The 24,762-nt window shown below is 36.7% G+C and carries 27 protein-coding genes; 15 read left to right on the plus strand and 12 right to left on the minus strand.

The window, feature by feature from the left end; translation table 11 throughout:
- Positions 1-39: 39 nt before the first annotated feature.
- The 3 genes from IV86_RS05725 to IV86_RS05735 all read left to right on the plus strand — a co-directional run bounded on the left by IV86_RS05725 (position 40) and on the right by IV86_RS05735 (position 2,273).
- Positions 40-462, plus strand: coding sequence for a helix-turn-helix domain-containing protein (locus IV86_RS05725; protein WP_002832799.1), 423 nt, complete (start codon positions 40-42; stop codon positions 460-462).
- Entirely contained in the window at positions 462-1,313 is an 852-nt protein-coding gene (locus IV86_RS05730) for a hypothetical protein (RefSeq protein ID WP_002832798.1), read from the plus strand. The genes IV86_RS05725 and IV86_RS05730 overlap by 1 nt, the downstream gene beginning before the upstream one ends.
- A 318-nt stretch (positions 1,314-1,631) precedes the next feature.
- Positions 1,632-2,273 carry a DedA family protein gene (locus IV86_RS05735; RefSeq protein ID WP_011673032.1) on the plus strand — a complete coding sequence of 214 codons (642 nt, stop codon included), beginning with the start codon at positions 1,632-1,634 and terminating at the stop codon, positions 2,271-2,273.
- 330 nt (positions 2,274-2,603) lie between these two features.
- Here IV86_RS05735 and IV86_RS05745 read toward each other — a convergent pair whose 3' ends face one another.
- Both IV86_RS05745 and IV86_RS05750 read right to left on the minus strand, forming a co-directional pair.
- A complete protein-coding gene (locus IV86_RS05745) occupies positions 2,604-3,269 on the minus strand; it encodes a L,D-transpeptidase (protein WP_002832796.1) in 666 nt (221 codons plus the stop codon).
- Between the two features lie 14 nt (positions 3,270-3,283).
- On the minus strand, positions 3,284-3,754 hold the full coding sequence (locus IV86_RS05750) for a hypothetical protein (RefSeq protein ID WP_056979428.1): 471 nt from the start codon (positions 3,752-3,754) through the stop codon (positions 3,284-3,286).
- Positions 3,755-3,885: 131 nt separating this feature from the next.
- Between IV86_RS05750 and IV86_RS05755 the strand changes: the two genes are divergently transcribed.
- The 3 genes from IV86_RS05755 (at position 3,886) to IV86_RS05765 (ending at position 6,404) form a co-directional block, all read left to right on the plus strand.
- Positions 3,886-4,749 carry an NAD(P)-dependent oxidoreductase gene (locus IV86_RS05755; RefSeq protein ID WP_056979429.1) on the plus strand — a complete coding sequence of 288 codons (864 nt, stop codon included), beginning with the start codon at positions 3,886-3,888 and terminating at the stop codon, positions 4,747-4,749.
- A gap of 230 nt (positions 4,750-4,979) precedes the next feature.
- Entirely contained in the window at positions 4,980-5,432 is a 453-nt protein-coding gene (locus IV86_RS05760; RefSeq protein ID WP_002832793.1) for a universal stress protein, read from the plus strand.
- Between the two features lie 81 nt (positions 5,433-5,513).
- Positions 5,514-6,404, plus strand: a complete 891-nt coding sequence (locus IV86_RS05765) for an RluA family pseudouridine synthase (protein WP_056979430.1) — start codon at positions 5,514-5,516, stop codon at positions 6,402-6,404.
- Positions 6,405-6,461: 57 nt separating this feature from the next.
- On the opposite strand, the gene IV86_RS05770 is transcribed toward IV86_RS05765, so the two are convergent.
- Positions 6,462-8,825, minus strand: a complete 2,364-nt coding sequence (locus IV86_RS05770) for a phosphoketolase family protein (RefSeq protein WP_056979431.1) — start codon at positions 8,823-8,825, stop codon at positions 6,462-6,464.
- Between the two features lie 186 nt (positions 8,826-9,011).
- Complete coding sequence (locus IV86_RS05775) at positions 9,012-9,734, minus strand: GntR family transcriptional regulator (protein WP_002832790.1); 723 nt, start codon at positions 9,732-9,734, stop codon at positions 9,012-9,014.
- 109 nt (positions 9,735-9,843) lie between these two features.
- On the opposite strand from IV86_RS05775, the gene ybaK reads away from it, so the two are divergent.
- Positions 9,844-10,347, plus strand: a complete 504-nt coding sequence (ybaK, locus tag IV86_RS05780; RefSeq protein ID WP_171030528.1) for a Cys-tRNA(Pro) deacylase — start codon at positions 9,844-9,846, stop codon at positions 10,345-10,347.
- Positions 10,348-10,391: 44 nt separating this feature from the next.
- Here ybaK and IV86_RS05785 read toward each other — a convergent pair whose 3' ends face one another.
- The gene (locus IV86_RS05785; protein ID WP_002832788.1) at positions 10,392-10,922 is read right to left on the minus strand and encodes a DUF1836 domain-containing protein; all 531 of its coding nucleotides are present in this window, start codon (positions 10,920-10,922) and stop codon (positions 10,392-10,394) included.
- Between the two features lie 145 nt (positions 10,923-11,067).
- Here IV86_RS05785 and IV86_RS05790 point away from each other — a divergent pair, with 145 nt between their 5' ends.
- Together IV86_RS05790 and IV86_RS05795 are read left to right on the plus strand one after the other, a co-directional pair.
- The gene (locus IV86_RS05790) at positions 11,068-11,400 is read left to right on the plus strand and encodes a hypothetical protein (RefSeq protein ID WP_002832786.1); all 333 of its coding nucleotides are present in this window, start codon (positions 11,068-11,070) and stop codon (positions 11,398-11,400) included.
- Between the two features lie 20 nt (positions 11,401-11,420).
- Positions 11,421-12,050, plus strand: a complete 630-nt coding sequence (locus IV86_RS05795) for a GyrI-like domain-containing protein (RefSeq protein ID WP_056979432.1) — start codon at positions 11,421-11,423, stop codon at positions 12,048-12,050.
- A 51-nt stretch (positions 12,051-12,101) separates the two neighbouring features.
- Here the strand turns inward: IV86_RS05795 and IV86_RS05800 are convergent, their stop codons facing one another.
- Positions 12,102-13,040 (minus strand): aldo/keto reductase, encoded by a 939-nt coding sequence (locus IV86_RS05800; RefSeq protein ID WP_002832783.1) that lies wholly within the window; start codon positions 13,038-13,040, stop codon positions 12,102-12,104.
- Positions 13,041-13,199: 159 nt separating this feature from the next.
- Between IV86_RS05800 and IV86_RS05805 the strand changes: the two genes are divergently transcribed.
- Positions 13,200-14,585: a hemolysin family protein gene (locus IV86_RS05805; RefSeq protein WP_029257736.1), complete on the plus strand. Its 1,386-nt coding sequence runs from the start codon at positions 13,200-13,202 to the stop codon at positions 14,583-14,585.
- Positions 14,586-14,628: 43 nt separating this feature from the next.
- On the opposite strand, the gene IV86_RS05810 is transcribed toward IV86_RS05805, so the two are convergent.
- Positions 14,629-15,423, minus strand: coding sequence for an HAD family hydrolase (locus IV86_RS05810; protein ID WP_002832780.1), 795 nt, complete (start codon positions 15,421-15,423; stop codon positions 14,629-14,631).
- 194 nt (positions 15,424-15,617) lie between these two features.
- Here IV86_RS05810 and nrdI point away from each other — a divergent pair, with 194 nt between their 5' ends.
- The 4 genes from nrdI to IV86_RS05830 all read left to right on the plus strand — a co-directional run bounded on the left by nrdI (position 15,618) and on the right by IV86_RS05830 (position 18,508).
- The gene (gene nrdI / locus IV86_RS05815) at positions 15,618-16,085 is read left to right on the plus strand and encodes a class Ib ribonucleoside-diphosphate reductase assembly flavoprotein NrdI (RefSeq protein ID WP_002832779.1); all 468 of its coding nucleotides are present in this window, start codon (positions 15,618-15,620) and stop codon (positions 16,083-16,085) included.
- A 14-nt stretch (positions 16,086-16,099) separates the two neighbouring features.
- Positions 16,100-16,891 carry a tyrosine-protein phosphatase gene (locus tag IV86_RS05820; RefSeq protein WP_002832778.1) on the plus strand — a complete coding sequence of 264 codons (792 nt, stop codon included), beginning with the start codon at positions 16,100-16,102 and terminating at the stop codon, positions 16,889-16,891.
- 297 nt (positions 16,892-17,188) lie between these two features.
- Entirely contained in the window at positions 17,189-17,968 is a 780-nt protein-coding gene (locus IV86_RS05825; RefSeq protein WP_002832777.1) for a tyrosine-protein phosphatase, read from the plus strand.
- Positions 17,969-18,043: 75 nt separating this feature from the next.
- The gene (locus tag IV86_RS05830) at positions 18,044-18,508 is read left to right on the plus strand and encodes an ASCH domain-containing protein (RefSeq protein WP_002832775.1); all 465 of its coding nucleotides are present in this window, start codon (positions 18,044-18,046) and stop codon (positions 18,506-18,508) included.
- A gap of 41 nt (positions 18,509-18,549) precedes the next feature.
- On the opposite strand, the gene IV86_RS05835 is transcribed toward IV86_RS05830, so the two are convergent.
- Positions 18,550-19,452 carry a YihY/virulence factor BrkB family protein gene (locus IV86_RS05835; RefSeq protein WP_002832773.1) on the minus strand — a complete coding sequence of 301 codons (903 nt, stop codon included), beginning with the start codon at positions 19,450-19,452 and terminating at the stop codon, positions 18,550-18,552.
- A gap of 13 nt (positions 19,453-19,465) precedes the next feature.
- Positions 19,466-20,887, minus strand: a complete 1,422-nt coding sequence (locus IV86_RS05840; RefSeq protein WP_029257733.1) for an MFS transporter — start codon at positions 20,885-20,887, stop codon at positions 19,466-19,468.
- A 156-nt stretch (positions 20,888-21,043) separates the two neighbouring features.
- On the opposite strand from IV86_RS05840, the gene IV86_RS05845 reads away from it, so the two are divergent.
- A complete protein-coding gene (locus tag IV86_RS05845; protein WP_002832771.1) occupies positions 21,044-21,487 on the plus strand; it encodes a Fur family transcriptional regulator in 444 nt (147 codons plus the stop codon).
- A gap of 34 nt (positions 21,488-21,521) precedes the next feature.
- Here IV86_RS05845 and pta read toward each other — a convergent pair whose 3' ends face one another.
- From pta to nagB, 3 genes are all read right to left on the minus strand, one after another.
- Entirely contained in the window at positions 21,522-22,493 is a 972-nt protein-coding gene (pta, locus tag IV86_RS05850) for a phosphate acetyltransferase (protein ID WP_002832770.1), read from the minus strand.
- Between the two features lie 3 nt (positions 22,494-22,496).
- Entirely contained in the window at positions 22,497-23,696 is a 1,200-nt protein-coding gene (locus IV86_RS05855) for an acetate/propionate family kinase (protein WP_002832769.1), read from the minus strand.
- A 302-nt stretch (positions 23,697-23,998) separates the two neighbouring features.
- The gene (gene nagB / locus IV86_RS05860) at positions 23,999-24,709 is read right to left on the minus strand and encodes a glucosamine-6-phosphate deaminase (protein WP_002832768.1); all 711 of its coding nucleotides are present in this window, start codon (positions 24,707-24,709) and stop codon (positions 23,999-24,001) included.
- Positions 24,710-24,762 lie beyond the last annotated feature (53 nt).

Raw genomic sequence — 24,762 nt, forward strand, 5'->3', positions numbered from 1 at the left:
TAAAATGAGTATAGACAGATTGTCACAGGAGGATAGCACATGTTTCCAGAACGCTTACGTGCTTTAAGGCACGGTAAACACATTACTTTAGAAGTTCTTGCCAAGGGGTTGAACGAACTTTTTCCAGATGAGACTCCCAATACATCCAGCCAGATTGGAAATTGGGAACGTGGTATTCGAACTCCCTCATACTTGGAAGTTAAAAAACTTGCAGAATATTTCGATGTTAGTATGGATTACCTTTGTGGTCGTGCTGCCTTGAATGAATATGATTTAAGTAAATTATTCCTATCGGGTCGCCAATTGAGCTTTGATCATAAGGTTCTTAGTAGCGACGATCGCTATGAAATTTTCCAATTAATGGATGGTTATTTCCATGGTAAAAAGCGTCGTACGCTAAGCCCTTCCGGTGAACAAGAAGAACTCGCTTTGAATTGGAATAAAACAAAGGACGAATCTTAATGAATCCTAAAAAATTAAAAAAACTAAAACGTCAATTAAAAAAGGAACGCTCCGTTTCAACAACTAACAACTATATTACTCGCCTTGAGCGCTATCGTGAGCTTTTTAAACAAAATAGCACGATTACCTTTTTAATTAATCAGATCCTTGAAAGTAATCGTCTGATTCAACAAAAGCTCTTACCTCAGCAATTACCGGTACTAGAATTACCCGAAGATATTCAAGATCAAATTTTTAATCAAATTAAGGATCAATATCCCCTAGGTGATCCTAGAGGCGACCAATTGTGGGAAAAATTGACAGCCGAGCTCCCTAAATTGGACAAACTTTTGCGCTCCTATCGCGACTACCTTGAAGAAACCTACGGTATGTGGGCGTATATTTCAGCCCCGTTCATTAGCGATTTAGCTCATTATTTGGCTGGTAGACCTACTCTAGAAGTTATGGCTGGTAATGGTTACATCAGTCATGGATTACGCTTAAAACAGCAAAACGTTTATGCCACAGATTCATTAGACTGGGTTCAAGAAAATGAAACAGGTAAACATCTCGTCACCGAAGTTGAAAAACTGGATGCTATATCAGCAATTGAAAAATATGGTAATCAAGTTGATTTTGTAATCATGTCCTGGTCTCCAGATGGAATTCCAATCGATGTTCAAATTCTCGAAAAGCTACGCTCGCTAACTAAGCAGCCTACCTTAATTTGCATTGGCGAACCTCATGGCGCCACCAATAGTGCTGGTTTTTGGAAAACCGCTAAATTAATTGAACCTGAAAATACCCAGCAACTTAACCAACATTATCAATCATTTGATTTAATTCACGACCAACTTTACTTAATTAAATAGACAAAAAAAGAGGATGGACAAAATTAATTGTCCATCCTCTTTTACCGGTCATTAACTAAGTTAACGCAGTCGTTAGGTGGCTCACACACCTATTATGACTCACACTTCTACAATACGGTAGATAACGTGTGCCGGCGAAATGGTCACTAGTCGCCGCAGCGAAACAATTCAAAGAATTGTCTGACCTATCTCGACTCATCGCATGTATCTAATGTAACATGAAATCTATTAACATACAACACCGATTAGGCGCTGTAATTGCAATCTAGCAAATAAGCCTTTATCATTAATAAAGAAAAAAGAAAGCGAGGTGGATAAATGTTTGATCTCATACTCGGATTTGTGATTCATCCTTTAACATATATAACACCTTTAACCGAACACCTTCATAACTGGGTCTACCTGATTTTATTTATCTGGATTTTTCTGGAAACAGCTTTTATTGTATTTTCATTTTTACCAGGACAATCGGTACTTTTCCTAACTGGAACTATTGCTTCCGCAGCTAATTCACGGCTTAACATTTTTATCCTAACGATTACTTTTATCATTGCAGCTACTAGCGGTGCCATCGTTAAATACCGTTATGGAGTGAATATTAAATCTAAAAACAAAATTGCTAAACGTATTAGTGATTCCGAAAAAATGAACCAAACTCAGGAAGTTTTCGATGAAAATGCTAAAAAATCACTAATATTTTCTCGTTTTATTCCCTTTGTCGGTCTTTTTATTCCAATTGTAGCCGGGACCACCCAAATGGATTGGCATCAATTTAATAAATTAAATTTCATCGGTGTCTTATTATGGGTTGGAATTTGTTGTTTTTCGGGTTATTTCTTTGGCCAAACCCCTTTTATCAAGCAGTATTTTACTTTGATATTCTTACTATTAATTATTATTCCTGCTATTTTCCAAATTATTTGGCGTAAATTAAAAAACCGTCCAGAGGAAAAAGCTTAAAAACTCTAGCAAAGTTAGCTACCAAAATCTAACTTTGCTAGAGTTTTTATTTAATCATATAAAAAAAGATTTAGTTTCGATTAGACCTCAAAATTAAATCTTAACTATCGTAGCTACCTTCGCAGTTTTATTTCAACAAACCGGATTACAAAAAGGACCACTAAATAGAGCAGTAACGCCCATAGTAGTGCACTAAAACTAATTAAGGTGGTTCCTAATATTAATCTTCCCAAAATTTTAAATATTAGTAACAACCCCACTAAGATGCCAATTCCCCATAAAATTTCGTCTTTAAAATGACGCTTTTTCAACAACCATGTTTGAACAATCCTAATGTATTTCAACTTTCATACCCTCCGGTACTTTTTCGTAAATCCATTTTGCATCTGGAACCGCCAAACGCACACAACCATGTGATTGAGCTTCTTTACCTAACTGTTCAGCTTCATCCTCAAGGAATTTTCCGTTTTTATCGGTTGGAACAGTATGGAACAGATAGATTCCATGATCTTTAAAGGATACCCAGTACTTAGCGCCTTCCTTTGAAGTTGGATTATAGAAGAAGTCGCCCCGCTCGGCCTGAATTTTATAGGTCCCTGTTGGGGTTGGACTTTCATGTGATCCAGTCGACGCGTACATAGTATATAAAACTTTTTCCCCGTTCATCACATACACTCGTTGTTTAGCAATCGATACCTTCAAAAAAGCTTTCGGATATTTGTCTAAATCTGGATAAGCCTTTTTTTCAGAAGATTTTTTCCAATTAACTGGATTCATTTCGCCCTTTTTTGATTTTGTGGTTGCGGCTTGAATTTCATCCCCAGCTAACCCACTATCTTTAGAAGTGCTCTTAGGCAGTGATTTCTTTTTGGCTGATTTTTGTAACTCCACTTTTTCTTGCTGAATTACTTGCTGATGATGAGTGTAGATGGAGAGGATTAATGTAGAGAATGCAATTACGATTGCTGTTCCAACTATTAGTTCAAATCTCTTCATAGGAACCTCCTATTTTATTCCTCATTATCTTTTTGATCCTTATCTGGGTGATCTAATCGATCAAATTGTTCCGCTATCCAATCCTTAAAATTAGCTTGTAAATCAGGATTAGCACTAATTAGATCCTCTGCCGTCCCAATTTGATCAATTCGTAAATGAGACGAATTAATTTTTTCTGCTTCAATTACTGCATAAATATTAACATCATATTCTTTTTCTGCTTCAGTTAGTTTCTCCACAGGGCCGGGATAAAGCAATGGTAAATTAATAATATTAGATTGAATTTTAATAACCACACTTTTATTAACATTAATAACTGCTTCAGCAATTGGGCTTTCTTGAATGGCCTGTTTCAAAAAATCTAAAGCAGGTTTAAATCCTGTACCGTCGGCTTTTTTTAAAGTTGCTTTCCCAATTTTAAATTCCTCTGATTTAAAACTGGCATCTTTCAATGTTTGGATAACTTCACTTGCTAATACTTTCATTTTGTCCCTCGTTTTTTTGTTTTCTAACTATGAGTTTAACATCTAAAAGCCCTTTTTTACATAGATATATTGCGTATCGCACTCCAATATCACTATAATTAAGTAAAAATTCAGATACGGAGGTTTTAATTATGAAAATTGGCTTTATTGGAACCGGAGTAATGGGAAGTGGCATTATCCATAATTTATTAAAAAATGGTCACGATGTCGCTGTTTTTACTCGCACTAAATCTAAAGCAGACCCTTTACTTGAAGAAGGAGCCCAGTGGGCATCTTCTCCCACCGAGCTAACTCAACAAGTGGAAACAGTTATTACCATGGTTGGTTTTCCACAAGATGTGGAAGAAGTTTACTTTGGTGATCACGGGATTTTTTCAACAGTTACTTCCGGACAAATTTTAATTGATATGACAACTAGTTCGCCCATATTAGCCGAAAAAATTGGTAAAAAAGCTGATGAACTAGATGTTATGGCCTTAGATGCTCCTGTTTCTGGTGGCGACATTGGCGCCCAAAATGCTACTCTAACAATTATGGTCGGTGGTAACCAGACAGCATTCGAAACCATGAAACCAATCTTTGATCAAATTGGACATGCAACTAACTATTTTGGTACTTATGGCGCCTGTCAAAATGCTAAGATGGCTAATCAAATCATGATTGCCGGGACCATGACTGGCTTAACTGAAATGTTAGTATACGCTAAAGCTGCCCAGCTTGACTTAAAGACAGTTCTCGAAACTTTATCCAATGGCGGTGCATCAAATTGGAGTATGGAAAACTACGTTCCACGAATTTTAAAAAATGACTATACTCCGGGATTTTTCGCTAAACATTTCCTTAAAGATTTAAAAATTGCACTTGATCAAGCTAAGCAAATGCAAGTTGATTTACCTGCCACGCGTCTGGCCACTCAACTTTATGATAATTTAGTTAACCAACAGGGATTAGGCGACGATGGAACCCAGGCTTTGATTAAACTCTGGTGGAAATAAAAAAGACTCGCAGTAATTACCACGAGCCCTTGCATTCAGTCTCCATGGAGAAGCAGAGTGCTTAATGGCGGCCGTAGTCGCCATTTAATTTGCGCAAGTTCATTTTAACGCATTTGCCGTCTAATTAGAAATATTTTAGTTTATCCGGTAAATTCGATGTAAAAAGGCTTACATTTTTTTGTGAAAATGATATCATTAGTATAAGAAAAGATGATTGGATGGTGGGTAACATGCTACAACAATACAAAAATATCTTAGCACCTGTTGATGGGTCTAAAACAACTGATGTTGTTCTAGATCGCGCAATTGAAGTTGCAAAAAGAAATGACACTCATCTCGATATTTTAAATGTCCTTGAAGTAAATCAATTTAGTGATACTTATGGTGGGGCAGTTAGTGGAGATGTAATCTATAAACTTTCAGAGGACGTCCAACATCGATTAGAAGAACTCAAGAAAAAAGCTGAGGACGCTGGAGTTAAAGATGTTAGTGTTCACATTCGTTTTGGGAATCCAAAACCAGTTATTGCACGCGAATTTCCAGCTGACCATAAAAACGAATTGATTATGATTGGTTCAACAGGACTTAATGCTTTGGAACGTTTAATGGTTGGTTCTGTTGCAACTTACGTTAGCCGTAACGCGATTTGCGATGTATTGATTGTTAAACCAGAAAAGAAATAATTATCATTAATACCACATACTTAAAGGATCGATTGAACATTTTGTTGAGTCGATTCTTTTATTTCGTTAAGGAGTTTCATTATGCAATGGCACTATGCTATTAGACTTTCCAGTTTATACCAGCCTCAAAGTTTACGAGAATTACTGCAAAGAACTTGGTTATTATCGCGGAAAATTATCCACTTTTTACGGATTAACGAACGCGTTTTGGTTAATGGAAAATATGTTCCCGTCAGCACCATCGTCCAAGGTGGCGACTTAATTGAGCTTAATTTTGAATCGTCTGATTTTGACACCCCCCTTCCGCCGTTTGATCCAGATTTTACGCAAGCGCCAATTATTCTTTATGAAAATTCGGACTTAATGGTCGTTAATAAACCTACAGGCGTTAAAACTCATGCTAATCAACCTCATGAATTGGGAAGCATGATGAATTTCTTACAAGCTTACTTCAAGTACACCGAAAACGAAGCATATAATGTCCACCGGTTAGATCAGTTCACGAGTGGCGCTTTGTTAGTTGCTAAAAATCCAGTGGTCGTGCCTATTCTTAGTCGCCAAATTAGTACTAAAGTCATTAATCGCACCTATTTATGCGTTGTTAGCGGCCATTTAGAGCAATCTAAGGGCACCATTAACGTTCCAATTGGTTTTGACCCCGATGATAAACGTAAACGCCAAATTAATGGTTTAAATCCCTTATCTGCTATTACCCACTATCAAGTGCTAGCTCAGTATGAAAATAGCAGTCTTATACAAGTAGATTTAGAAACCGGTCGAACCCACCAAATTCGCGTTCACCTTTCATATCTGGGTCACCCTATTATTGGCGATCCTTTATATAATCTGGATAATACCCAGCAGCCAATGTTATTACATTCTTGGAAAATTCGTTTTCCACTTCCGTTTAATCTAGAAACAATAGAAGTCACTGCTCCTATACCCGATTATTTTAATTTTTTAACTAAATAAAAAAGCTGGAAGCTATGCCCTATTGGCAAAGCTTTCAGCTTTTTTGTTTTGATTTAATTAGTTAACATCTTTCCAAGTCCAGTTAGTAACTTCTGGAAGATCATCACCGTTATCACGAATGTATTGGTAATGACGTTCAAGTGTGTTATCCATTTGTTGAGAGAAGTCTGCACCCTTTTCAGCAAATTCTGGAATAGAATTGATTGTGTCTTGTGCTAAGTGGAAACGATCTAGTTCGTTAAGAACTCGCATGTCGAATGGAGTTGTAATGTCCCCTTCTTCACGGTAACCATGAACGTGTAAGTTATGGTTATGACGGTCAAAGAAGATTGAACGAATTAAGTCTTCGAAACCATGGAAAGTAAAGATAACTGGTTTGTCCTTAGTAAAGTAACGATCAAATTCTTCATCACTTAGACCATTAGGGTTAACCTTAGGACTTTGAAGTTTCAATAAGTCAACAACGTTGATGAAACGAATCTTCAAGTCTGGGAAGTTATCATGCAAGATGTTGATTGCAGCTAAACTTTCCATATTTGGTTCTGTACCAGCAGCAGCGAAGACAACGTCTGGTTCTTCACCATTAGTTGTGCTTGCCCAGTCAATAATACCCAAACCGTTCTTAGCAAGAACTTCTGCTTCTTCCATTGAGTAGAATTGAGGACGAGGTTGCTTAGAAGCAATAATCAAGTTGATCTTGTTACGATCGTTCATAACTAGTGGGCTAATAGCAAGCAATGAGTTTGCATCAGCTGGCAAGTATTCACGAATGAATTCTGGTTTCTTTTCAGCCAAGTGAGTCAAAAGACCTGGATCTTGGTGAGTGTAACCATTGTGATCTTGTTGGAAACTAGTTGATGTAGATACAAGGTTCAATGATGGATAATCATTACGCCAATCTAATTCATCAGCCTTACGTAACCACTTGAAGTGTTGTGTAATCATTGAATCCACAACGCGTAGGAATGCTTCGTAACTAGTAAAGATACCATGACGACCAGTCAATGTGTATGTTTCTAGCCAACCTTCAGCTGAATGTTCTGAAAGTTGAGCATCAAGAATACGACCTTCAGGAACAAGAGCTTCATCCCAGTCTTTCTTGATTGGAGCAACAAATTGACGATTTGTAACTTCAAACAAACCATATAGACGGTTTGACATTGTTTCATCAGGACCAAACATTCTGAAGTTAGTTGGGTTCTTAGTTATAACATCGCGTAAGTAGTCTGACCATACCAACATATCTTGTTTGATGTTTTGTCCACGTTTTGTTGTATCAACAGCGTAGTCACGATAATCTGGCAAGTTCAAGTCAGTTGGGTTAACTCCACCGTTTGTGATTGGGTTAGATGCCATACGTTTTTCACCCTTAGGTGCAATTTCTGCAATTTCAGGTAATACGCGACCATTTTCATCAAATAGTTCTTCTGGCTTGTATGACTTCATCCAGTCAATCAAAGCATCAACATGTTCAAGGTTCTTTTGGTCTACTGGGATTGGAATTTGATGAGCACGGAATGTACCTTCAATAACCTTGTTATCCCAAGTCTTTGGACCTGTCCAACCCTTAGGTGAACGGAATACGATTACTGGCCAGTATGGCATAGTTTCATCGTGGTTTTCACGAGCATTCTTTTGAATTTCTTGAATCTTTTCGATAGCCTTGTCCATTACTTCAGCCATCTTAGGATCCATAGCTTCTGAATCATCACCTTCAACAAAGTATGGGTCCCAATGTTGACCATGGAAGAATTCAGTTAATTCTTCATCTGACATACGTGATGTAAGTGAAGGGTTACTTAACTTATAGCCGTTAATATCCAAAATAGGAAGAACAGCACCATCAGTAATAGGGTTGATGAAACGGTTATGTTGCCATGAAGCAGCCAAAGGACCTGTTTCAGCTTCACCATCACCAACTACAACAGCAGCGATTTGGTCTGGGTTATCTAAGATAGCACCAACACCGTGTGATAATGAGTAACCAAGTTCCCCACCTTCATGAATTGAACCTGGTGTTACAGGAGCAGCATGTGAAGCAACCCCACCGGGCCATGAGAATTGTTTGAAGAGTTTCTTCATACCTTCTTCATCTTGAGTGATAGCTGGGTATGCTTCAGTGTATGAACCATCAAGGTATGAGTTAGATACCATAACTTGGCCACCATGACCTGGTCCTTCAACATAAAACATGTTTACACCGTATTTGTTGATAACACGGTTTAAATGAGCATAGATGTAGTTTTGTCCAGGAATTGTTCCCCAGTGTCCAATTGGATGAACTTTTACATCTTCTGGTTTAATGTCGCGTTTTAATAGCGGATTGTCTTTTAAATATAATTGTCCTACTGAAAGATAGTTAGCAGCACGCCAAAATTTTTCAAGCTTGTCAAAATATTCTTTTGATGAATAATCTGTCATTGTACTCTTCCTTTCGTGAGCGAAAAATAGGTTGTTTTTAATTTATGAATTTATTATAACCGCTTTCTCAAAAAAGGTCAATCATTTTTTAAATTGATACGGTCCAATTTTAAAAATGATACGAAATCACCTTTTCAACGGCTATTCTAACGTAAAAAAGCATCTAATCAAAATTAGATGCTTTGCTTAATCGACAGACACAAATGTGCTGTAATTCATATATTTGTAGTGAATTCGCATATTTGAAATTTCAAACGGCGTACCATCATCCATAAAGAAAATTCCGGACATAACACCGACGGGTTCATTTTCGGTTAATCCTAAAAGTTTTTGATCTTCCGCATTGGAGGGTTCTACTTGAATCGACATAAACGAACGTGTTACGTGTTGGCCTTGAGCGTCCTCTAAATAATTAAAAATCGATTTTTCCACAATGGCCTTGGATAACTCCGGCACAATTTTAATTGGAATATAGCCCGTTTCAATCATGATTGGTTCATCATCTAACAAACGTAAGCGACGAACTTGATAGACAAAGTCACCTTCATTTAAAAATAAATCTGTCTTCATATTTTCCGTAGCAGGAACTACTGAAAAATCTAGCACTTTAATTCCCTGCTTTTTACCATTGGATTTCAAACTATCTGTGATACCTAGATTAGATCCTTCATAATTAAAAGAGGATTGACTTTTCAAATAGAGTGGATTGATAAAAGTTCCGGAACCTCGTTTTTTAAAAACTATTCCCTCATGTGCCATGGAACTTAATGCTCTTTTGACGGAACTACGACTCACGTCATATTCCGTAGTTAACGAACGTTCATCTGGTAAACGCATCGTTGGAAATTCATTATTAAAGATTCTTTTTTTAAGGTCGTGAATGATTTTTTTGTAGATCAGATCTTCCATTAAACTATCTCCCATTGTTAATTGCTTTCACCATTATAGCAAACTTGAATGCTTTGATTTTATTAACTAACGATTTTCCCTATGCTAAAATACAAGGGTAGGTGGTGAGATCATGGGTAAAAAGAAGAAAGAAAAAGTCTCTAAAACCCTTGTTGAACAGATTTTAGACAAAAACAAAATTGAATACAAGCAATTTATTTTTCCGACATTTCAAGATGGTGATGTTAAGCAATTAAACGTTGATCACATCGGTGTTGATGATCACCTCATTTATAAAACTTTAGCATTAATTGGAAATAAAACTGGCCCCATTGTTGGAGTTTTACCAGTTGATGAACATCTAAGTTACAAAAAACTTGCTAAAATTTCGGGTAATAAAAAAGTTGGTATGATTCCATTAAAGGATTTAGTTGCCACCACGGGTTACGAACATGGGGCTAATACTCCTATTGGAATTTATGAAACTAAGCACTTTCCTATTTACATTTCAGATATTGCCAAAGAACAAGGCACAATCATCGTATCTTCAGGAAAAATTGGTCGATCTGTTCAATTAAAGGCGGAGGATTTAGCTCAACTAGTTCACGGGACTTTCGGTGACATTATTGAATAGTAAAAAAGAGAACCTACGACAAATAAATCGTAGATCCTCTTTTTTTATTTAATCTTAGTCGGTTGATGTTTTTTCGAATCTTTAACCACTTTAACTAATTGATTAGTTTCTAATTGATCAACAATCATGTTGGAAGCTGCTTCTAAAAGTTGATCTGTTAGATTGTTGGCATTACGGTCTGGACGTGATAGTCCCATATGCTTGATTTTATTATTAACTAAATCAATGAAGCGATCGTAGGCTTGTTTGGGATACTCACTAGCAGTCACCCGATCAATTCCTGAACGAATTTCTTGAATGGAAAAAGATTGTTTTAAAAGTGTAATTAATAAGATATCAGCAATTTGCATAACTTGATATTTCTTCTTAGTGGGAGCGACAATTACCTTATTTTTAACATAATTATTAACCATCGCCGGAGTCACTGCTTCAAGTCCCAAAGGACCCGTGTATTCGGTCATTAATGCCACTACTTGATCCATATAAAGATCAAAATTAGGCAAATCATCCCAATGGGGTAATTCAATTAATCGTACTAATTCAAGCCATCTTTGGTATTCTTTATAATCACTCATAACTAGTGCTCCTTTACTTATTTACTATCATTATAACATCTTCATCTAGTTTTAAAAACTAGTTAACCTCGATTCATAGAATTGTTTATCAAAAATTAGCATTTATGGTACTCTATTTATATGCATAAAAACGGAGGAAAATTTAATGTTTGATCCAACTAAAAAAAGAAAAGTATCTGAAGAAGTAAAAGCGATGTTCCCAATCGAAGTCATCAATGGTTTATGGGATACCCTACGTCAAATGAAGAAGGACCAAATTGTCGTTACTCCCGCCATCGCATTCGTTTTTAGTGATGACTCTACGGATGAAGAAATATACGTCATGGGACTTCAAAATTCTGGGGCAGTCGCTAAAGAATATACCGTCAAATATACTGGAGAAAAAGATTTCTTAGGTAAGGGAACCATTGTGGTGGTTCAAGATCACCCTAAAAATATCACAATGAAAATCAGTGACGCTAACAAAGCGCTCAACTAAGTAATTCACGAGGAATTCTTATGACGGACGAAAAAATCGAATGGCGTAAAGAAGAAGCTGGTTTTTCACTTAGAAAAAAGCCTCAAATTTTAACCATCCCTGCTCAAAATTATTTTAGTATCAAAGGTAACGGTGATCCCAATTTACCCGATTTTCAGAAGCGAGTTCAAACACTTTATCTTTTATCCTATACAATTCGCATGAGTCAAAAAAATGATTGGGATATTCCTAACTTTAAGTTATACACCGTTTATCCGCTCCAAGGATATTGGGGAATTCAACCTCAATATTTAGATGCGCCAGTCATGCAAAAAGAACATTTCACATATACAATCAGTATTAAACAACCTGATTTTGTGACTGATGCAATTGCTGCAGAAGCGTTAGTTCGGGCAAAATCTAAAATCGATGCTGATTTATTTGACCAAGTCTTTTTCGACCATCAACCAGAACAATTAGTAGCGCAGATTTTACATGTCGGTGCGTTCGACGATGAACCTGAAAGTTTCGCCAAATTAGAGCAATTTATCGATGAAGCTGGGTACGTACGCAGTGAAAAAGAACATACCGAAATCTATATGAATGATTTTCGGCGTGTTGAAGAAGCCCAGCGTAAAACAATTTTACGAGTAGCCATTCAAAAGAAATAAAAAATAGTAACGCACCTCACTATAAAGTAAGGGACGTTACTATTTTTTAATTTAAGGCATGTCGTTTCCAGCAGCGTAGTAAATGTCATACCATTCTTGACCAGTAAGTTCGACATCACTACCAGCAGCTGATTCTTTAATATGCTGAGGATTCATGGTTCCCAGTAATACTTGGAATTGCGCAGGATGTCTCAAAATCCACGCAGTTGCAATGGCATTCTTAGTTACACCATAAATATCTGCAATTTGTTTCATCTTCTTATTTAATTCTGGGAATTTAGGATTATCGATAAATACACCATCAAAGAAACCATATTGGTAAGGTGACCAAGCTTGAATTGTCATATCGTGTAATCTTGCGTATTCCAAAATCTGGCCATCATGATCAATACTACGTTCGTCGAACATGTTAGTATGCATGCCAAAATCAATCATTCCTGTATGCATAATTCCAAATTGAAGCTGATTAATTTCAAGTTTTTGCTTAGTGTACTTTTGAACTAATTCAACCTGCATTGGATTAAAATTAGAAACCCCAAAATGACGTACTTTACCAGCAGCTTGAAGTTCATCAAAAGCTTCTGCGATTTGTGCTGGTTCCATTAGTGGATCAGGTCGATGAAGTAAAAAGGCATCTAGATAGTCCACACCCAAACGCTGAAGTTCGCCGTCGACCGCACCAATGATATGCTCTTTACTAAAGTTATAGCGATTGCCATAAGGGATGTCGCCACTATTACTATTTTCAATTCCACCCTTAGATTGAATGTACAAATCCTCACGATTTACACTCGATAGCTTTAGTCCTTCACGGAATTTTTTGCTGGATTCACCATGTCCATAAATATCAGCTGAATCAATATAATTAATTCCTATATCAAAAGCAGCCTCAATGGCCGTTGCTGCGTCTTTATCTGATAGCGCATTCATTCGCATGATACCTAAAGCAACGTTAGAAACGCGCATACCACCAATGTTAATCTTTTTCATAGTACAAGAACCTCCATCCACTATATAATAAATTATAGCTCCATGATAACATTAAACTTCACTATACAACATTAAAAAGAAAGCTACTTTTCATACTATTTTTAAAATTCTCGTTGTATAATGTAACAATAACTAGAAAAAAGAAATGGGGAATTATTTTTGGATAGCGGTCAGATAGTCTCTAACCTGATTGTGATGCTAATTACTTTTATATTAGCTTACTTTTTTGTTGCGGCAGAATTTGCTTTAGTGCAAACACGGCTCAGTGCCTTAGAAGAGGCTGAAAAAGAAACAACAAGTGCTCGTAAAAAGAAGAAATATCAACTGGCGATGCGGATGGTTCGTAAACTTAACGAATATTTATCCACCACTCAGGTAGGTACTTCGATCTGTGGTATTATCTTAGGTTGGATTGGTGAATCAACCGTTGAATATTTTGTTGTTGAAGTTTTTGGAGCAACTCACCTAATTAACTCAGCTTCTCTGCATATTGTGGGAGCAGTTGTTGGGGTTCTATTGTTAACTTACTTAGAAGTGGTTATTACAGAAATTGTTCCAAAGAATATTAGTATCGATATTCCACTAAAAGTTTTAATGTGGGTCGTAACACCCCTCCATTATTTCCATACCACCTTTTATCCATTCGTTTGGTTGCTTAATGCTTCGGCCAATGGAATTGTCCGTTTGCTAGGGATGCAACCCGCCGATGAAAGTGACGAAATATTCTCTCAAGCAGAAATTTTAAATCTTTCTCGAAATGCCGTTAGTGGCGGTGAATTGGATAAAAATGATTATGTTTACATGCAACGGGCTTTTGATTTTAATGATAAAGTCGCTAAAGATATCATGATTGACCGTACGCAACTGGTTGTCTTAGATATTAATAGTAAAGTTGATGAAGCTCTACGTCAGTATCTTCAAAGCCGTTTCAGTCGTTTCCCAGTGGTAGCCAATAATGATAAAGATAAAATTCTTGGCTATATTTACAATTACGATATTATTCGTCAAAGCCAAGTTGATGGCGATATCAAAGTTAGCAAATTACTTCGTAATATCATTACCGTTCCTGAAACGCTCGCTTTACAAGATGTTTTAGAACAAATGATTCAAAAACAGGTACCAATTTCAGTCGTTGTGGATGAATATGGTGGAACCAGTGGAATTATCACTGATAAGGATATTTACGAAGAAGTCTTCGGCAACATCAATGATGAAATCGATGACGTTTCTGGTGACTATATTCATAAAGAAGAAAATGGACATTATAAAGTTAGCGGTAAAATGACCGTTTATGATTTTGAACGTTACTTTGGCATTGATGTTCCAGATTTTGAAGAAGAAGACGTCGTTACTCTTGGTGGTTACGTTATTGATCACAAACCAGATATCAAAGTTGGTGAACACGTCCGAATTCAAAATTATGATTTCGAAGTTCTCGATAATGAAAATGCCCATATCGATTGGTTCTTAGTTCACAAACTAAAACCTGAGGAACTCGCTGATATTCCTCCTGTTGTCGCGATAACCGAGACTTTGTTTGATTAAATAAAAAGGGAAGTAGTCCTTTAAAGGCTACTTCCTTTTTTATTTATTTAAAATATGACTCCAAAAAATTCCCAATCCCGTTTTCCACATTACTATCCGTAACCGCATCGGCTTCGTCTTTTAGGATTTGAGGACTATTCCCCATCGCAACCCCCGTGCCAACGGCTTTAATCATTTCTAGGTCATTCATGTCATTTCCAAAAGCAATTGTGCGTTCAAGCGGGATGCCATATTTATCCATAATTGCCCGTACAGCAGTTGCTTTTGAAATTCGCCTAGGAATTAATTCCAAGTTGTTTGGTGAAGACGACGATACCTTAAGTAACCCAGTTGCCTCCATTTTTTCACGCGCTTCATCTAGCCGTTCCGACTTGGTCTTATCAATGGTAATCCCATTGATAATTTGACTACTAAGTTGGTGTAAATGTTCCAGGTCTCTAACTTTCTCAAAACGTCGGTTACCAGTCTTATCAGCCATAACCCGAACTCGAGCTAAACGACTCAACATCCACGGCTTTTCGTGTGTGTAATACGTCATATCTGTTGTGAAAAAGTTAGTCGAAAGACCTAGTTCTGACGTTATATTATAAATTTCCTTAAGTGCATTCCATCCTAAATGCTCCTTATGAAAATGATGTCCTTTTTGATATACAGATCCATTTGAAGCTATAATTTCAACTTGATCGTTGATTTTATTGCGAATTAGTTCAGCTAGCGAAAGCATCCGTCCCGTCGCAATATAGAAAATTACACCGCGTTGTTGTAATTTTTCGATGGTTCTCTTCGTCTCCGGTAAAACGTTCTGATGGTTATCGATTAAGGTTCCATCAATATCCATAAACACAAGATATGGCTCCAAATTCTTCACCCCTTACATTATTAACTATCATTGTACTACTTTTTGTTACCGTTTCCATATCACATCTTACTTTTGCATAACATTATGAGTTTGCAACTTTACCGTGGTATCATTTTAGGTAAGAGGGGCGTAAAATGTTTTTTGAAGTAAATTCTAGACAGGGAGTTTTTAACATGGAAAATCAGATTTACATTATATATATATCAGTTGCTGGGAATACCCAGTCATTTGTAGATGATCTGACAGATTATGCTGAAAAGATGCATCAAAATGATACTAGTAATCCTTTAATTATTAGCAAAGAAGTTACCGATCAGACTGATTTTGCAGATGAAACTCAACCATATTTTGCCTTCGTCCCTACTTATCTTGATGGTGGAAATGGTATTGATAATGGCGTTAAAGAACTGATGACCAATACGCTCGGCGAATATATTGCTTACCATGATAACCGAAAATTTTGCTTAGGTGTAATTGGTAGTGGAAATCGTAACTTTAACGAACAATACTGTTTAACAGCTCGTCGCTATGCCCAAGATTACGGTTTTGAAATGATTGATGACTACGAATTACGAGGTAATAGCAGCGATTGTAAACGGATTTATGACAACATGGCCAACCGAGTTAAAAATAATATTTAAAGCGAGGAGATTGTATGACAAAACCAAGACTTTTACCTATTTCATCCGGATTGAATTTTCGTGAACTAGGCGGATATACAAATTTAGATGGTAAAACTATCAAGTGGAATAAGTTGATTCGTTCTGGAAAACTAGGAGGTCTAGCTGATGCAGATATACGCCTTTTAGAAGATTATAATGTTAAATTTGACGTCGATTTCCGTTCTCCCGAAGAAAAAAGTAAATTTCCTGATCGTGTCCCTTCAGGTGCTGAATATGTTTTTGCTCCTGTTTTTCGAGTTGATGAAACTCAAAGCACAAAACAAACTGATGAACTTCAGCGTAAAATGAATAGCGATCCTACTAGTGGATTAGTCGAAATGCGCCGTGTTTATCGGGATGTAATTCGCCAAAGACATTCTCAAAAGGCTTATCGCAAGTTTTTTGATGTGTTGCTTGCTAATAGTGCTGATGATTCTGCGCTACTTTTCCATTGCACGGCTGGTAAAGACCGAACAGGCATGGGAGCAATCTTTCTATTAAGTGCTTTAAACGTGGATGAAGACACTATTCGTGCTGACTATCTCTTAACTAATCGCGCCACTAAAGCTTATCAAAATGGTGTTGTGATGGATCTTAAACTCAAAAATAAAAACTCCGCCTTTATTCAAAGTGTTAAAGCTCTTCAATCTGTAAATATTTCTTATTATAATTCCGCCATGGATGAAATTCGTAGACTTTCTGGATCTATGGATAATTATTTAAGAGATTATCTAAAGCTAACTGAACAAGATATTACCGATTTGCGTAAAATTTACTTAGAATAAAGATATTTTAAAACTAACTTAACAAAGTTTGTCACTTTCAATACACTTCGTTAACAAAAAATTCACATTTATGCTTTAATATGATTTACATGGATGAGGAAAGAAATTTCCTCATTCGTTAAACTTTTATTCTGATTACTCCTCCAAAAAGTACAGAATTTAGTTTTCAACAACCTACTCCCCAAAAAGACGCCTTAATCAGCGTCTTTTTACTTACCTTCAAATTTTTTATTTTCCGAATGGAATTAAATCAGACTATAATGGTAATGATATTAATAAAGGGAGGTTTTCTTTCTTATGAAACCGGAACGTATTTTAAATGTACCTGGTGCAGTAAACTTTCGTGAGCTGGGTGGTTATCAAACTAAATTTAATCAGACTATTAAATGGCAAAAATTGCTCCGTTCAGGTGAGCTGAGTCATTTAACTCCTCGCACTCAGGCCCTATTGGCTGATTATGGACTCAAATATGATATCGACCTTCGCTCGCCAGCTGAAGCGTCCTGGAGTTCCGATAAAATCCCAGCCCAAACTATCTATCGTTTTTATCCAGTTTATCCTATCCAAGATAACGAAAAATCTGATTTACCCCAAAATAAACATTTAAAATATCAAGCTTATGAACAGTCCTTATATGATCCATACCTAACAATGGCTTTTAGTGAACACTCGCGGATTGCTTTTCATCAGATGTTTGTCGATTTATTAGCTAATACCAACGAAAAAGAATCATTACTTTTCCACTGTGCAGCTGGTAAAGATCGAACAGGCATGGCCGGTATGCTGATTCTTTCAGCCCTTCAGGTCCCCTACCAAACTATTCGTGAAGACTACCTTCTAACTAATTTGGTATACAGCAATCAAGATCCCGATGAGCTTCGCCGCCAAATTACTGGTAAACATGTGGATAAACTTATCCAAAAAATGAATAGTGTATTCTCAGTGACTGCTTCCAGTCTCGATCATACCCATGATTTAATTCTTGATCGTTTTGGTTCATTTGATCATTATTTCAAGGAAGCACTCGAATTTTCAGATCAAGATTTAGCTGACTTACGTCAAATTTACTTAGAATAGCATAATTCCACAGTTTTTGCGTAAACGTTTTCACAATGTTAAAATAGGTTAATTACATTCGAAAGGAATGATATTATGACAACTCCAGCAGAAAAAATGTGGCATGATTTTACTACAAAAAATAAAATTGAAGGTAAAACTTACCAGACGCGGTGGTTTGGTCCTCAAGATCAACCAGACGAAATTAACCGTCTTAACGCTTTGATTTTAAGTGGTAAGAAACGTTCTACCTCGAAACCACTTGCCTATTATTCAGCAGAACAAGAGGCCGTTCCTCAGGTTGGTGATTATTTCATCCTTTTAAATGGTGACATGAAACCAATCGCAATCATCCAGACGGTCGTCTCGGAATTAGTACCTTTCCTTCGAATCTCAGGTGAGCATGCCTATAATGAGGGTGAAGGCGACTTATCGATTGAAGATTGGCGGGCACGTTCGTTAGCTAAATTTACTAAACTCATGCAAAAATATGATACTCAATTTACAGAGGATAAGCCGGTAGTTTCCGAGGTTTTTGAAGTGGTTTATTCAGAAAAATAAAAAAGTTATCCTCAGCGGTTAATTCCACTGTTGGATAACTTTTATTTTTTGATTTTAATTTTATACTTACCAGCTACTTTTCTAAGACTGCCAGAGGTTTCCACAATCTTTCCTTCACGTAGCTCTTGCCAGGTAGCGTTCAAAACTCCACCAAACATAACTACCATTGCCGAGAAATTTAGCCAGAACATAATCGCAATAAAGGTTCCCAAAGTCTTATAACTGGTTACTGAACGGGCAAAAATTCGTAAGTAGAATGAGAAAAATTGCGAGATAATCATTGTTCCAATGGTTGCGGCAATTGATCCTGGAATAACGTACTTAAATTTGATTTTAGCATTAGGCACCAAGTAGTATAACAACGCTAATCCAACGAATAAGCCCACGATAGTTACAGGCCATTTCAACTGTCCGATCAAATCAAACAGATGCGTTGGTAAATTCAGAATTGGAGTTAAATAACTAATCAACGTTTGTCCAAAACTAAAGAGGAATACCAAAATCCCCATAATAGCAATGATTATTACGGTCAAAACAAACGCGACAATCCGATTAACAATGGGATTTTGATGTTTAGCTACATCATAAGCCCGATTAATTGTCCGTTGAAAAGCAGCCACAGCTTGGCTAGCTGAATAGATTGTCAACAACAAACTGAACGATAGTAACTCGCCATTTCCACTCCCCAGAAAATCTTTAACAATGGGCTCGGTAATGTTGTAAATGGTCACCGGTACCACTGTTTCAATGTATTCTAGCACCGTGTTCACTTTGATATCAAACAATGGTAATAACGATCCCATCAACATTACCATTGGAAAAAATGAAAGTAGTAAATAATACGCTAAAACAATCGAATTATTTACAACTTCCGAATCGTTGAACCGCTTCAGTAAAGCACTTAAAAACGTTTTTGTTTTTCTAAAAACTACTTTAAAATCCATTTGAATTCCCCAATTATTTTACAATATGTTTGCTTAAGTTTAAGTTTCTGCCTGCCAACATCGTGATAATCCAACCTAAAATTGTAATCACAAAGAAAAGTGAAAAAGTAGCTCGGTATCCCACGAGGGTTGATAATTTACCTGGTAATCCGTTACTAGTGTGACTGTTGGTTACATTCTGCAAAACAACTGACAAAATTGCCAATATCATGCCTGAGGACATCAATTTGAACTGAGCCATAAAAATATCGGCCATGTTATTTAAACGTGCCGATTTTTGATTTTGGCTGAGTTCTTGACCCACCTGCATTAACAATCCATGCCCAGCTTCAATTATTATAGTTAAAACAATAAATAAAATTAGGTTTAAGTAAGTTGAGAATAAGGATAGACATCCCCATCCCACCATCATTAAGCTCATTGCCATTCTGACGTTATTGACCGATTCGAATTTGTTAAACCATCGTTTGGTAGCATGATGCATTAAAATCATCACGACGATCGATGGCATCAAGGCTAATCCAATAATAATGACTGAATAATGTAATCCTTGACGCAAATATAAAATCCCGATAATCATTAACACTACTAAGGAAGCATCTCCAATTCCTTGGAGTAATACAGCCCGCAAGTATCGAACATTGAATAATCCTTTAAAATCAATCAACGGATTGGGTACAGATAATTCACGCCACAGATAAGTTGCGATTAGACCAATACCTATCACCAATAAGCCCCAGCTAAACCAGCTACTCGTGATTTGATCTCCCAAAGTAACTATCCAACCAATTAGGACCATAAAACCACTCGAAAGAACTACGTTTACCCGTTCAATATTATATGTACTGATTTCTAAATCGATTTTAATACTTGACGCATTGTGGTAAATGATCAGACTTAAAACAATTAAGAAAATATTGATTAATTGCCAGTTTCCCAATAAAAAGGATATTCCGGTTAGAAATAAGGCTAAAACTAGCGCTACTCCTAACATAACATCTCCCATTTTGGTTAAACCCACATTTTTTTCTGGTAAAATTGTCGCAATTAAACTCGGAAGCATTGGTAATAGAATTCCACACCCCGTGGTTTGAATAATCCGGCCCAGTAATAAAATAGGCATATTAAAAGCTATCCCTACTAATAAAGAGCCAATTATAAAAATAGCTAAGGATAACTTTAACAACTGAACGACTGACTTTTTTTGCAACCAAACTGGGCCCAATGGATACATTAAAGCTAACCAAGCCAAAGGTAAAATATTAGTCAGTTGTACGACAACTTCATTATTTCCAAATGCTTCCACAATTTTAGTGACTGCCAATGCGGTTGAAAACTCTCCAATCAGCATCACAATCATTCCTAGAATCAGAATGAAGGCCTCACGATATTCACCTTGCACCAATTGATCAAACTGGTGGCGAATCTTATTCATGTATACGCCCTCCTCAAATAAGCTTAATTATAATTTTATTAATTAAAAAAGGTAAAGTAAAGGCGCAACGAAAACTTTTTTCAAATTCGATTGTGGCACATTGAAACCAAACTTAAAAAGTGTTTCAATTAGTTAATAACACATAGGAGAAATAGGATGATGAAAAAGACTATTGATGAAGCAATTGACCATTTACGTGATAATCATATACGGATTACTCCTCAACGTCGGTTAGTACTGGAATATTTGATTGAAAAAAGAAATCATCCAACTGTGGAAACTATTTTTAAAGCGGTCAACGCCAAAGAACCTAGCTTAAGTTTAGCCACTGTATATAATTCACTTAAACTTCTGGTAGATCAAGGTCTAGTCATTGAATTAACTAGTAGTGAAGATGGAATTCATTACGACTACTATGGCCATCCTCATTTCCACGTAATTTGCGTTAACTGTGGAAAAATCATTGATGTTGATTATCCTGAATACGCATCTGATTTAGCTAAAATCGACCGCATTGCTGCTAAAAAAACTGGATACGACATTATTGCCAATCATATTGAAGTCGAAGGGTATTGCCCTGAATGTGCACAAAAAAAATAGGAGTCGGAAAAATTCCGATTCCTATTTTTATTTTCTAAACTTGAGCTGCGGTAATAATTGCTACTTTATAGACATCTTCTTCACTAGCTCCACGAGATAAATCGGAAACCGGTGCATTAAGTCCTTGCAAGATTGGGCCAATTGCTTCAAAACCGCCTAGACGTTGAGCAATCTTATAACCAATGTTTCCAGACTGAAGTTCAGGGAAGATAAAAACGTTCGCATGTCCTGCAATTTCCGAATCTGGAGCCTTACTTGCTCCAACAGCTGGAACAAAGGCTGCATCAAACTGAAGTTCACCATCATATGGGGTCTTTGGATCACGTTCTTGGGCAACCTTAGTAGCTTCGCGAACTTTATCTACCATTGGTCCAGCCGCTGAGCCTTTAGTTGAAAAGCTTAACATTGCAACCTTAGGGTCGATGTCAAATAGGCGAGCAGTTTCTGCACTTTGAATCGCAATTTCAGCCAATGTTTCTGCATCGGGATCAATATTAATAGCTGCATCCCCAAAGACATAGCGTTCATTTTCGCGTTGCATGATAAATGCTCCACTAATTCGACGCATTCCTGGTTTAGTCTTGATAATTTGAAGAGCGGGGCGAACTGTATCACCAGTAGCATGAACTGCTCCAGATACCATGGCATCCGCCTTGCCTAAGTAAACTAGCATAGTTCCGAAGTAATTTACATCTTTGAGCATTTCGATAACCTGTTCTTCGGTATTTTTACCCTTACGACGTTCAACTAACTTATCAATCATTTCCTTTTGATCGGCTTCCGGATATTGGCTCGGATCAATAATTTGCACATTTTCAAGGTTTAATCCATGCTTTTCAGCAGTAGCTTTAATATCAGCTTCCACTCCGAGTAAGATTGATTGAACTAAGCCATCATCAGCTAATCGAATAGCGGCAGCTAAAACTCGAACATCTTCACCTTCGGGAAATACAACTGTTCTATTTTGGCCCTTAATTTTTGACTTCAAACCTTCAAATAAATCCATGAGTTAGTCCCCCATTTTCTTAAACTTTTCAACATCGCGAGCAATCGCTAATTCTTCATCAGTTGGAATTACCATGACTTGGACAGCCGAGTCTTCCGCACTAATGAAACGTTCTCCACGTTTTTCATTAAGCGCTTGGTCAAGTTTAACATTGAAAATTCCTAATTTAGAAGTAATTTTTTCACGCATTGGAACACTATTTTCACCAATTCCTGCTGTAAATACAATTCCATCTAAACCACCCATTTCAGTTGCATAGGAACCAATGTATTTCACAATATTATTAACAAAAATATCGATGGCCATTTGTGCACGATGTTCACCTTTTTCAGCGGCATCAATTATATCACGCAAATCAGGTGACATTCCTGATAGTCCTAGCAAACCAGACTTCTTATTCAAAATAGTTAAGATGTCTTCCGGATTAGTAATATTAAGTTTTTGCATTAAGTAAACTACTAAAGAGGCATCAATATCACCAGAACGGGTTGCCATAGTAATCCCTGCTAGAGGTGTAAAGCCCATTGATGTATCAAATGATTTTCCATCCTTGATAGCTGTAATTGAACTACCAGCCCCTAAATGTAAGGTGATAATTTTTAGTTCTTCTAATGGCTTGCCCATCATCTTAGCCGCACGATCTGCTACATATTGATGACTAGTACCATGAGCACCGTATTTACGAGCCCCATATTTTTCATAGTATTCATAAGGAATACTGTAAAGATAATTTTTTTCAGGTAGCGTTTCATGGAAAGATGTATCAAAAACTGCCACACTAGTGATATCTGGTAAAACCTTCTTGAAAGCACGAATTCCTGTTGCGTTGGCTGGATTATGCAAAGGCGCATATTCTTTTAAGTCTTCAATTTGCTTTAAGACTTTGTCATCAATTAAAGCAGAATCTTGGAAAATTTCTCCACCCGCAACTACTCGGTGTCCTACACCGGTAATTTCACTGTAATCCTTAATAATGTCTAATTTTAATAGCTCTTTTAAGAGTAAATTAACTGCTTCTTCATGATTTTTAATTGGTTGGTCAATTTCAACTTTTTTACCATCAGTGGTCTTAATCGTGAAGTTTGATCCTGGAATACCGATCCGATCGACAGTTCCTGATGAAATAACCCTTTCTTCCGGCATTTCAAATAATTTAAACTTAAGGGTTGAGCTTCCCGCATTGATTGCAATTGTCTTTTCCAACTTAAATAGCCCCTTCTCTCATAATAATAGCTTATTGTAACGTATTATCCGTTTGTAAGCTTGTAAAATTCATCGTTAGAATTTTTAAATATTATTATTTATTGATATTTCAATGTATTTTGGTTTTAAAATGTCGTAAAAACTTTTTTTAAGCGTGACGTTTTAGCTTCAATTATCCCACCAACATACTATTTCATAATATCTCTTTGCGTAAACGTTTTCAACTATCGACAAATTTTACATTTTGACTGCAATAAAAAAAGCCTAACACAAAGACTTTATGTTAGGCTGAATATTTTAAATTATTTGTTTGAAAGCTTGCTAGCAGCTGCTTCATCAATAATAACAGTAACGTTATCATGGTTTTGAAGAACACTAGCTGGTAAGTCAGTTGTGACAGGACCTTCGATCATACCTTTGATTGCATCAGCTTTGTCTTCGCCGTAAGCTTCGATCAAAATATGCTTACTCTTCATAATTGAAGCAAGTCCCATTGAAATAGCATAACGTGGAACGTCTTCTTCATGTTCGAAGAAACGAGCGTTAGCATCAATTGTTGATTGAGTTAGTGACACTTTGTGAGTTGTACTGTCTGCAGGTGTACCTGGTTCGTTAAAACCAATGTGACCATTACGTCCGATACCAAGGATTTGTAAATCAATTGGGTTATCTTCGATAATTTGGTCATAGTGCTTGGCTTCGGCTTCAAGATCTGCTGCACGACCATTTGGTAAGTATGAGTGCTTGAATGGTTTAGCATTGAAGAGGTTTTCGTGCATAAAGTAATCATAACTTTGGTCACTATCTTCTGGCAAACCAACATATTCATCTAAATTGATTGAGATTGAGTCCGTAAAATCTAGATCACTCTTAATAATTTCTTGATAAGTGGTAATCGGTGTACTACCAGTAGCTAACCCAAATGTTGTTGCTCCATTTTTCTTTGCATCAGCAAATAGTTTGTATCCTTCTTTTCCGCCTTCTACGTTATCTTTAACAATAATAACCTTCATGATCAAATCTCCTTTTTCGTTTTTGGTATAGTCCAATTATAAAATGGTCTAAA

Origin of the sequence: Pediococcus pentosaceus, assembly GCF_001437285.1 — a bacterium.
GTDB lineage: Bacteria > Bacillota > Bacilli > Lactobacillales > Lactobacillaceae > Pediococcus > Pediococcus pentosaceus.

Coding starts and splice junctions, on each gene's coding strand:
- IV86_RS05725 (WP_002832799.1), top strand. CDS start 40: ATGTTTCCAGAACGCTTACGTGCTTTAAGGCACGGTAAACACATTACT.
- IV86_RS05730 (WP_002832798.1), top strand. CDS start 462: ATGAATCCTAAAAAATTAAAAAAACTAAAACGTCAATTAAAAAAGGAA.
- IV86_RS05735 (WP_011673032.1), top strand. CDS start 1,632: ATGTTTGATCTCATACTCGGATTTGTGATTCATCCTTTAACATATATA.
- IV86_RS05745 (WP_002832796.1), bottom strand. CDS start 3,269: ATGAAGAGATTTGAACTAATAGTTGGAACAGCAATCGTAATTGCATTC.
- IV86_RS05750 (WP_056979428.1), bottom strand. CDS start 3,754: ATGAAAGTATTAGCAAGTGAAGTTATCCAAACATTGAAAGATGCCAGT.
- IV86_RS05755 (WP_056979429.1), top strand. CDS start 3,886: ATGAAAATTGGCTTTATTGGAACCGGAGTAATGGGAAGTGGCATTATC.
- IV86_RS05760 (WP_002832793.1), top strand. CDS start 4,980: ATGCTACAACAATACAAAAATATCTTAGCACCTGTTGATGGGTCTAAA.
- IV86_RS05765 (WP_056979430.1), top strand. CDS start 5,514: ATGCAATGGCACTATGCTATTAGACTTTCCAGTTTATACCAGCCTCAA.
- IV86_RS05770 (WP_056979431.1), bottom strand. CDS start 8,825: ATGACAGATTATTCATCAAAAGAATATTTTGACAAGCTTGAAAAATTT.
- IV86_RS05775 (WP_002832790.1), bottom strand. CDS start 9,734: ATGGAAGATCTGATCTACAAAAAAATCATTCACGACCTTAAAAAAAGA.
- IV86_RS05785 (WP_002832788.1), bottom strand. CDS start 10,922: ATGAGTGATTATAAAGAATACCAAAGATGGCTTGAATTAGTACGATTA.
- IV86_RS05790 (WP_002832786.1), top strand. CDS start 11,068: ATGTTTGATCCAACTAAAAAAAGAAAAGTATCTGAAGAAGTAAAAGCG.
- IV86_RS05795 (WP_056979432.1), top strand. CDS start 11,421: ATGACGGACGAAAAAATCGAATGGCGTAAAGAAGAAGCTGGTTTTTCA.
- IV86_RS05800 (WP_002832783.1), bottom strand. CDS start 13,040: ATGAAAAAGATTAACATTGGTGGTATGCGCGTTTCTAACGTTGCTTTA.
- IV86_RS05810 (WP_002832780.1), bottom strand. CDS start 15,423: ATGGATATTGATGGAACCTTAATCGATAACCATCAGAACGTTTTACCG.
- nrdI (WP_002832779.1), top strand. CDS start 15,618: ATGGAAAATCAGATTTACATTATATATATATCAGTTGCTGGGAATACC.
- IV86_RS05820 (WP_002832778.1), top strand. CDS start 16,100: ATGACAAAACCAAGACTTTTACCTATTTCATCCGGATTGAATTTTCGT.
- IV86_RS05825 (WP_002832777.1), top strand. CDS start 17,189: ATGAAACCGGAACGTATTTTAAATGTACCTGGTGCAGTAAACTTTCGT.
- IV86_RS05830 (WP_002832775.1), top strand. CDS start 18,044: ATGACAACTCCAGCAGAAAAAATGTGGCATGATTTTACTACAAAAAAT.
- IV86_RS05835 (WP_002832773.1), bottom strand. CDS start 19,452: ATGGATTTTAAAGTAGTTTTTAGAAAAACAAAAACGTTTTTAAGTGCT.
- IV86_RS05840 (WP_029257733.1), bottom strand. CDS start 20,887: ATGAATAAGATTCGCCACCAGTTTGATCAATTGGTGCAAGGTGAATAT.
- IV86_RS05845 (WP_002832771.1), top strand. CDS start 21,044: ATGATGAAAAAGACTATTGATGAAGCAATTGACCATTTACGTGATAAT.
- pta (WP_002832770.1), bottom strand. CDS start 22,493: ATGGATTTATTTGAAGGTTTGAAGTCAAAAATTAAGGGCCAAAATAGA.
- nagB (WP_002832768.1), bottom strand. CDS start 24,709: ATGAAGGTTATTATTGTTAAAGATAACGTAGAAGGCGGAAAAGAAGGA.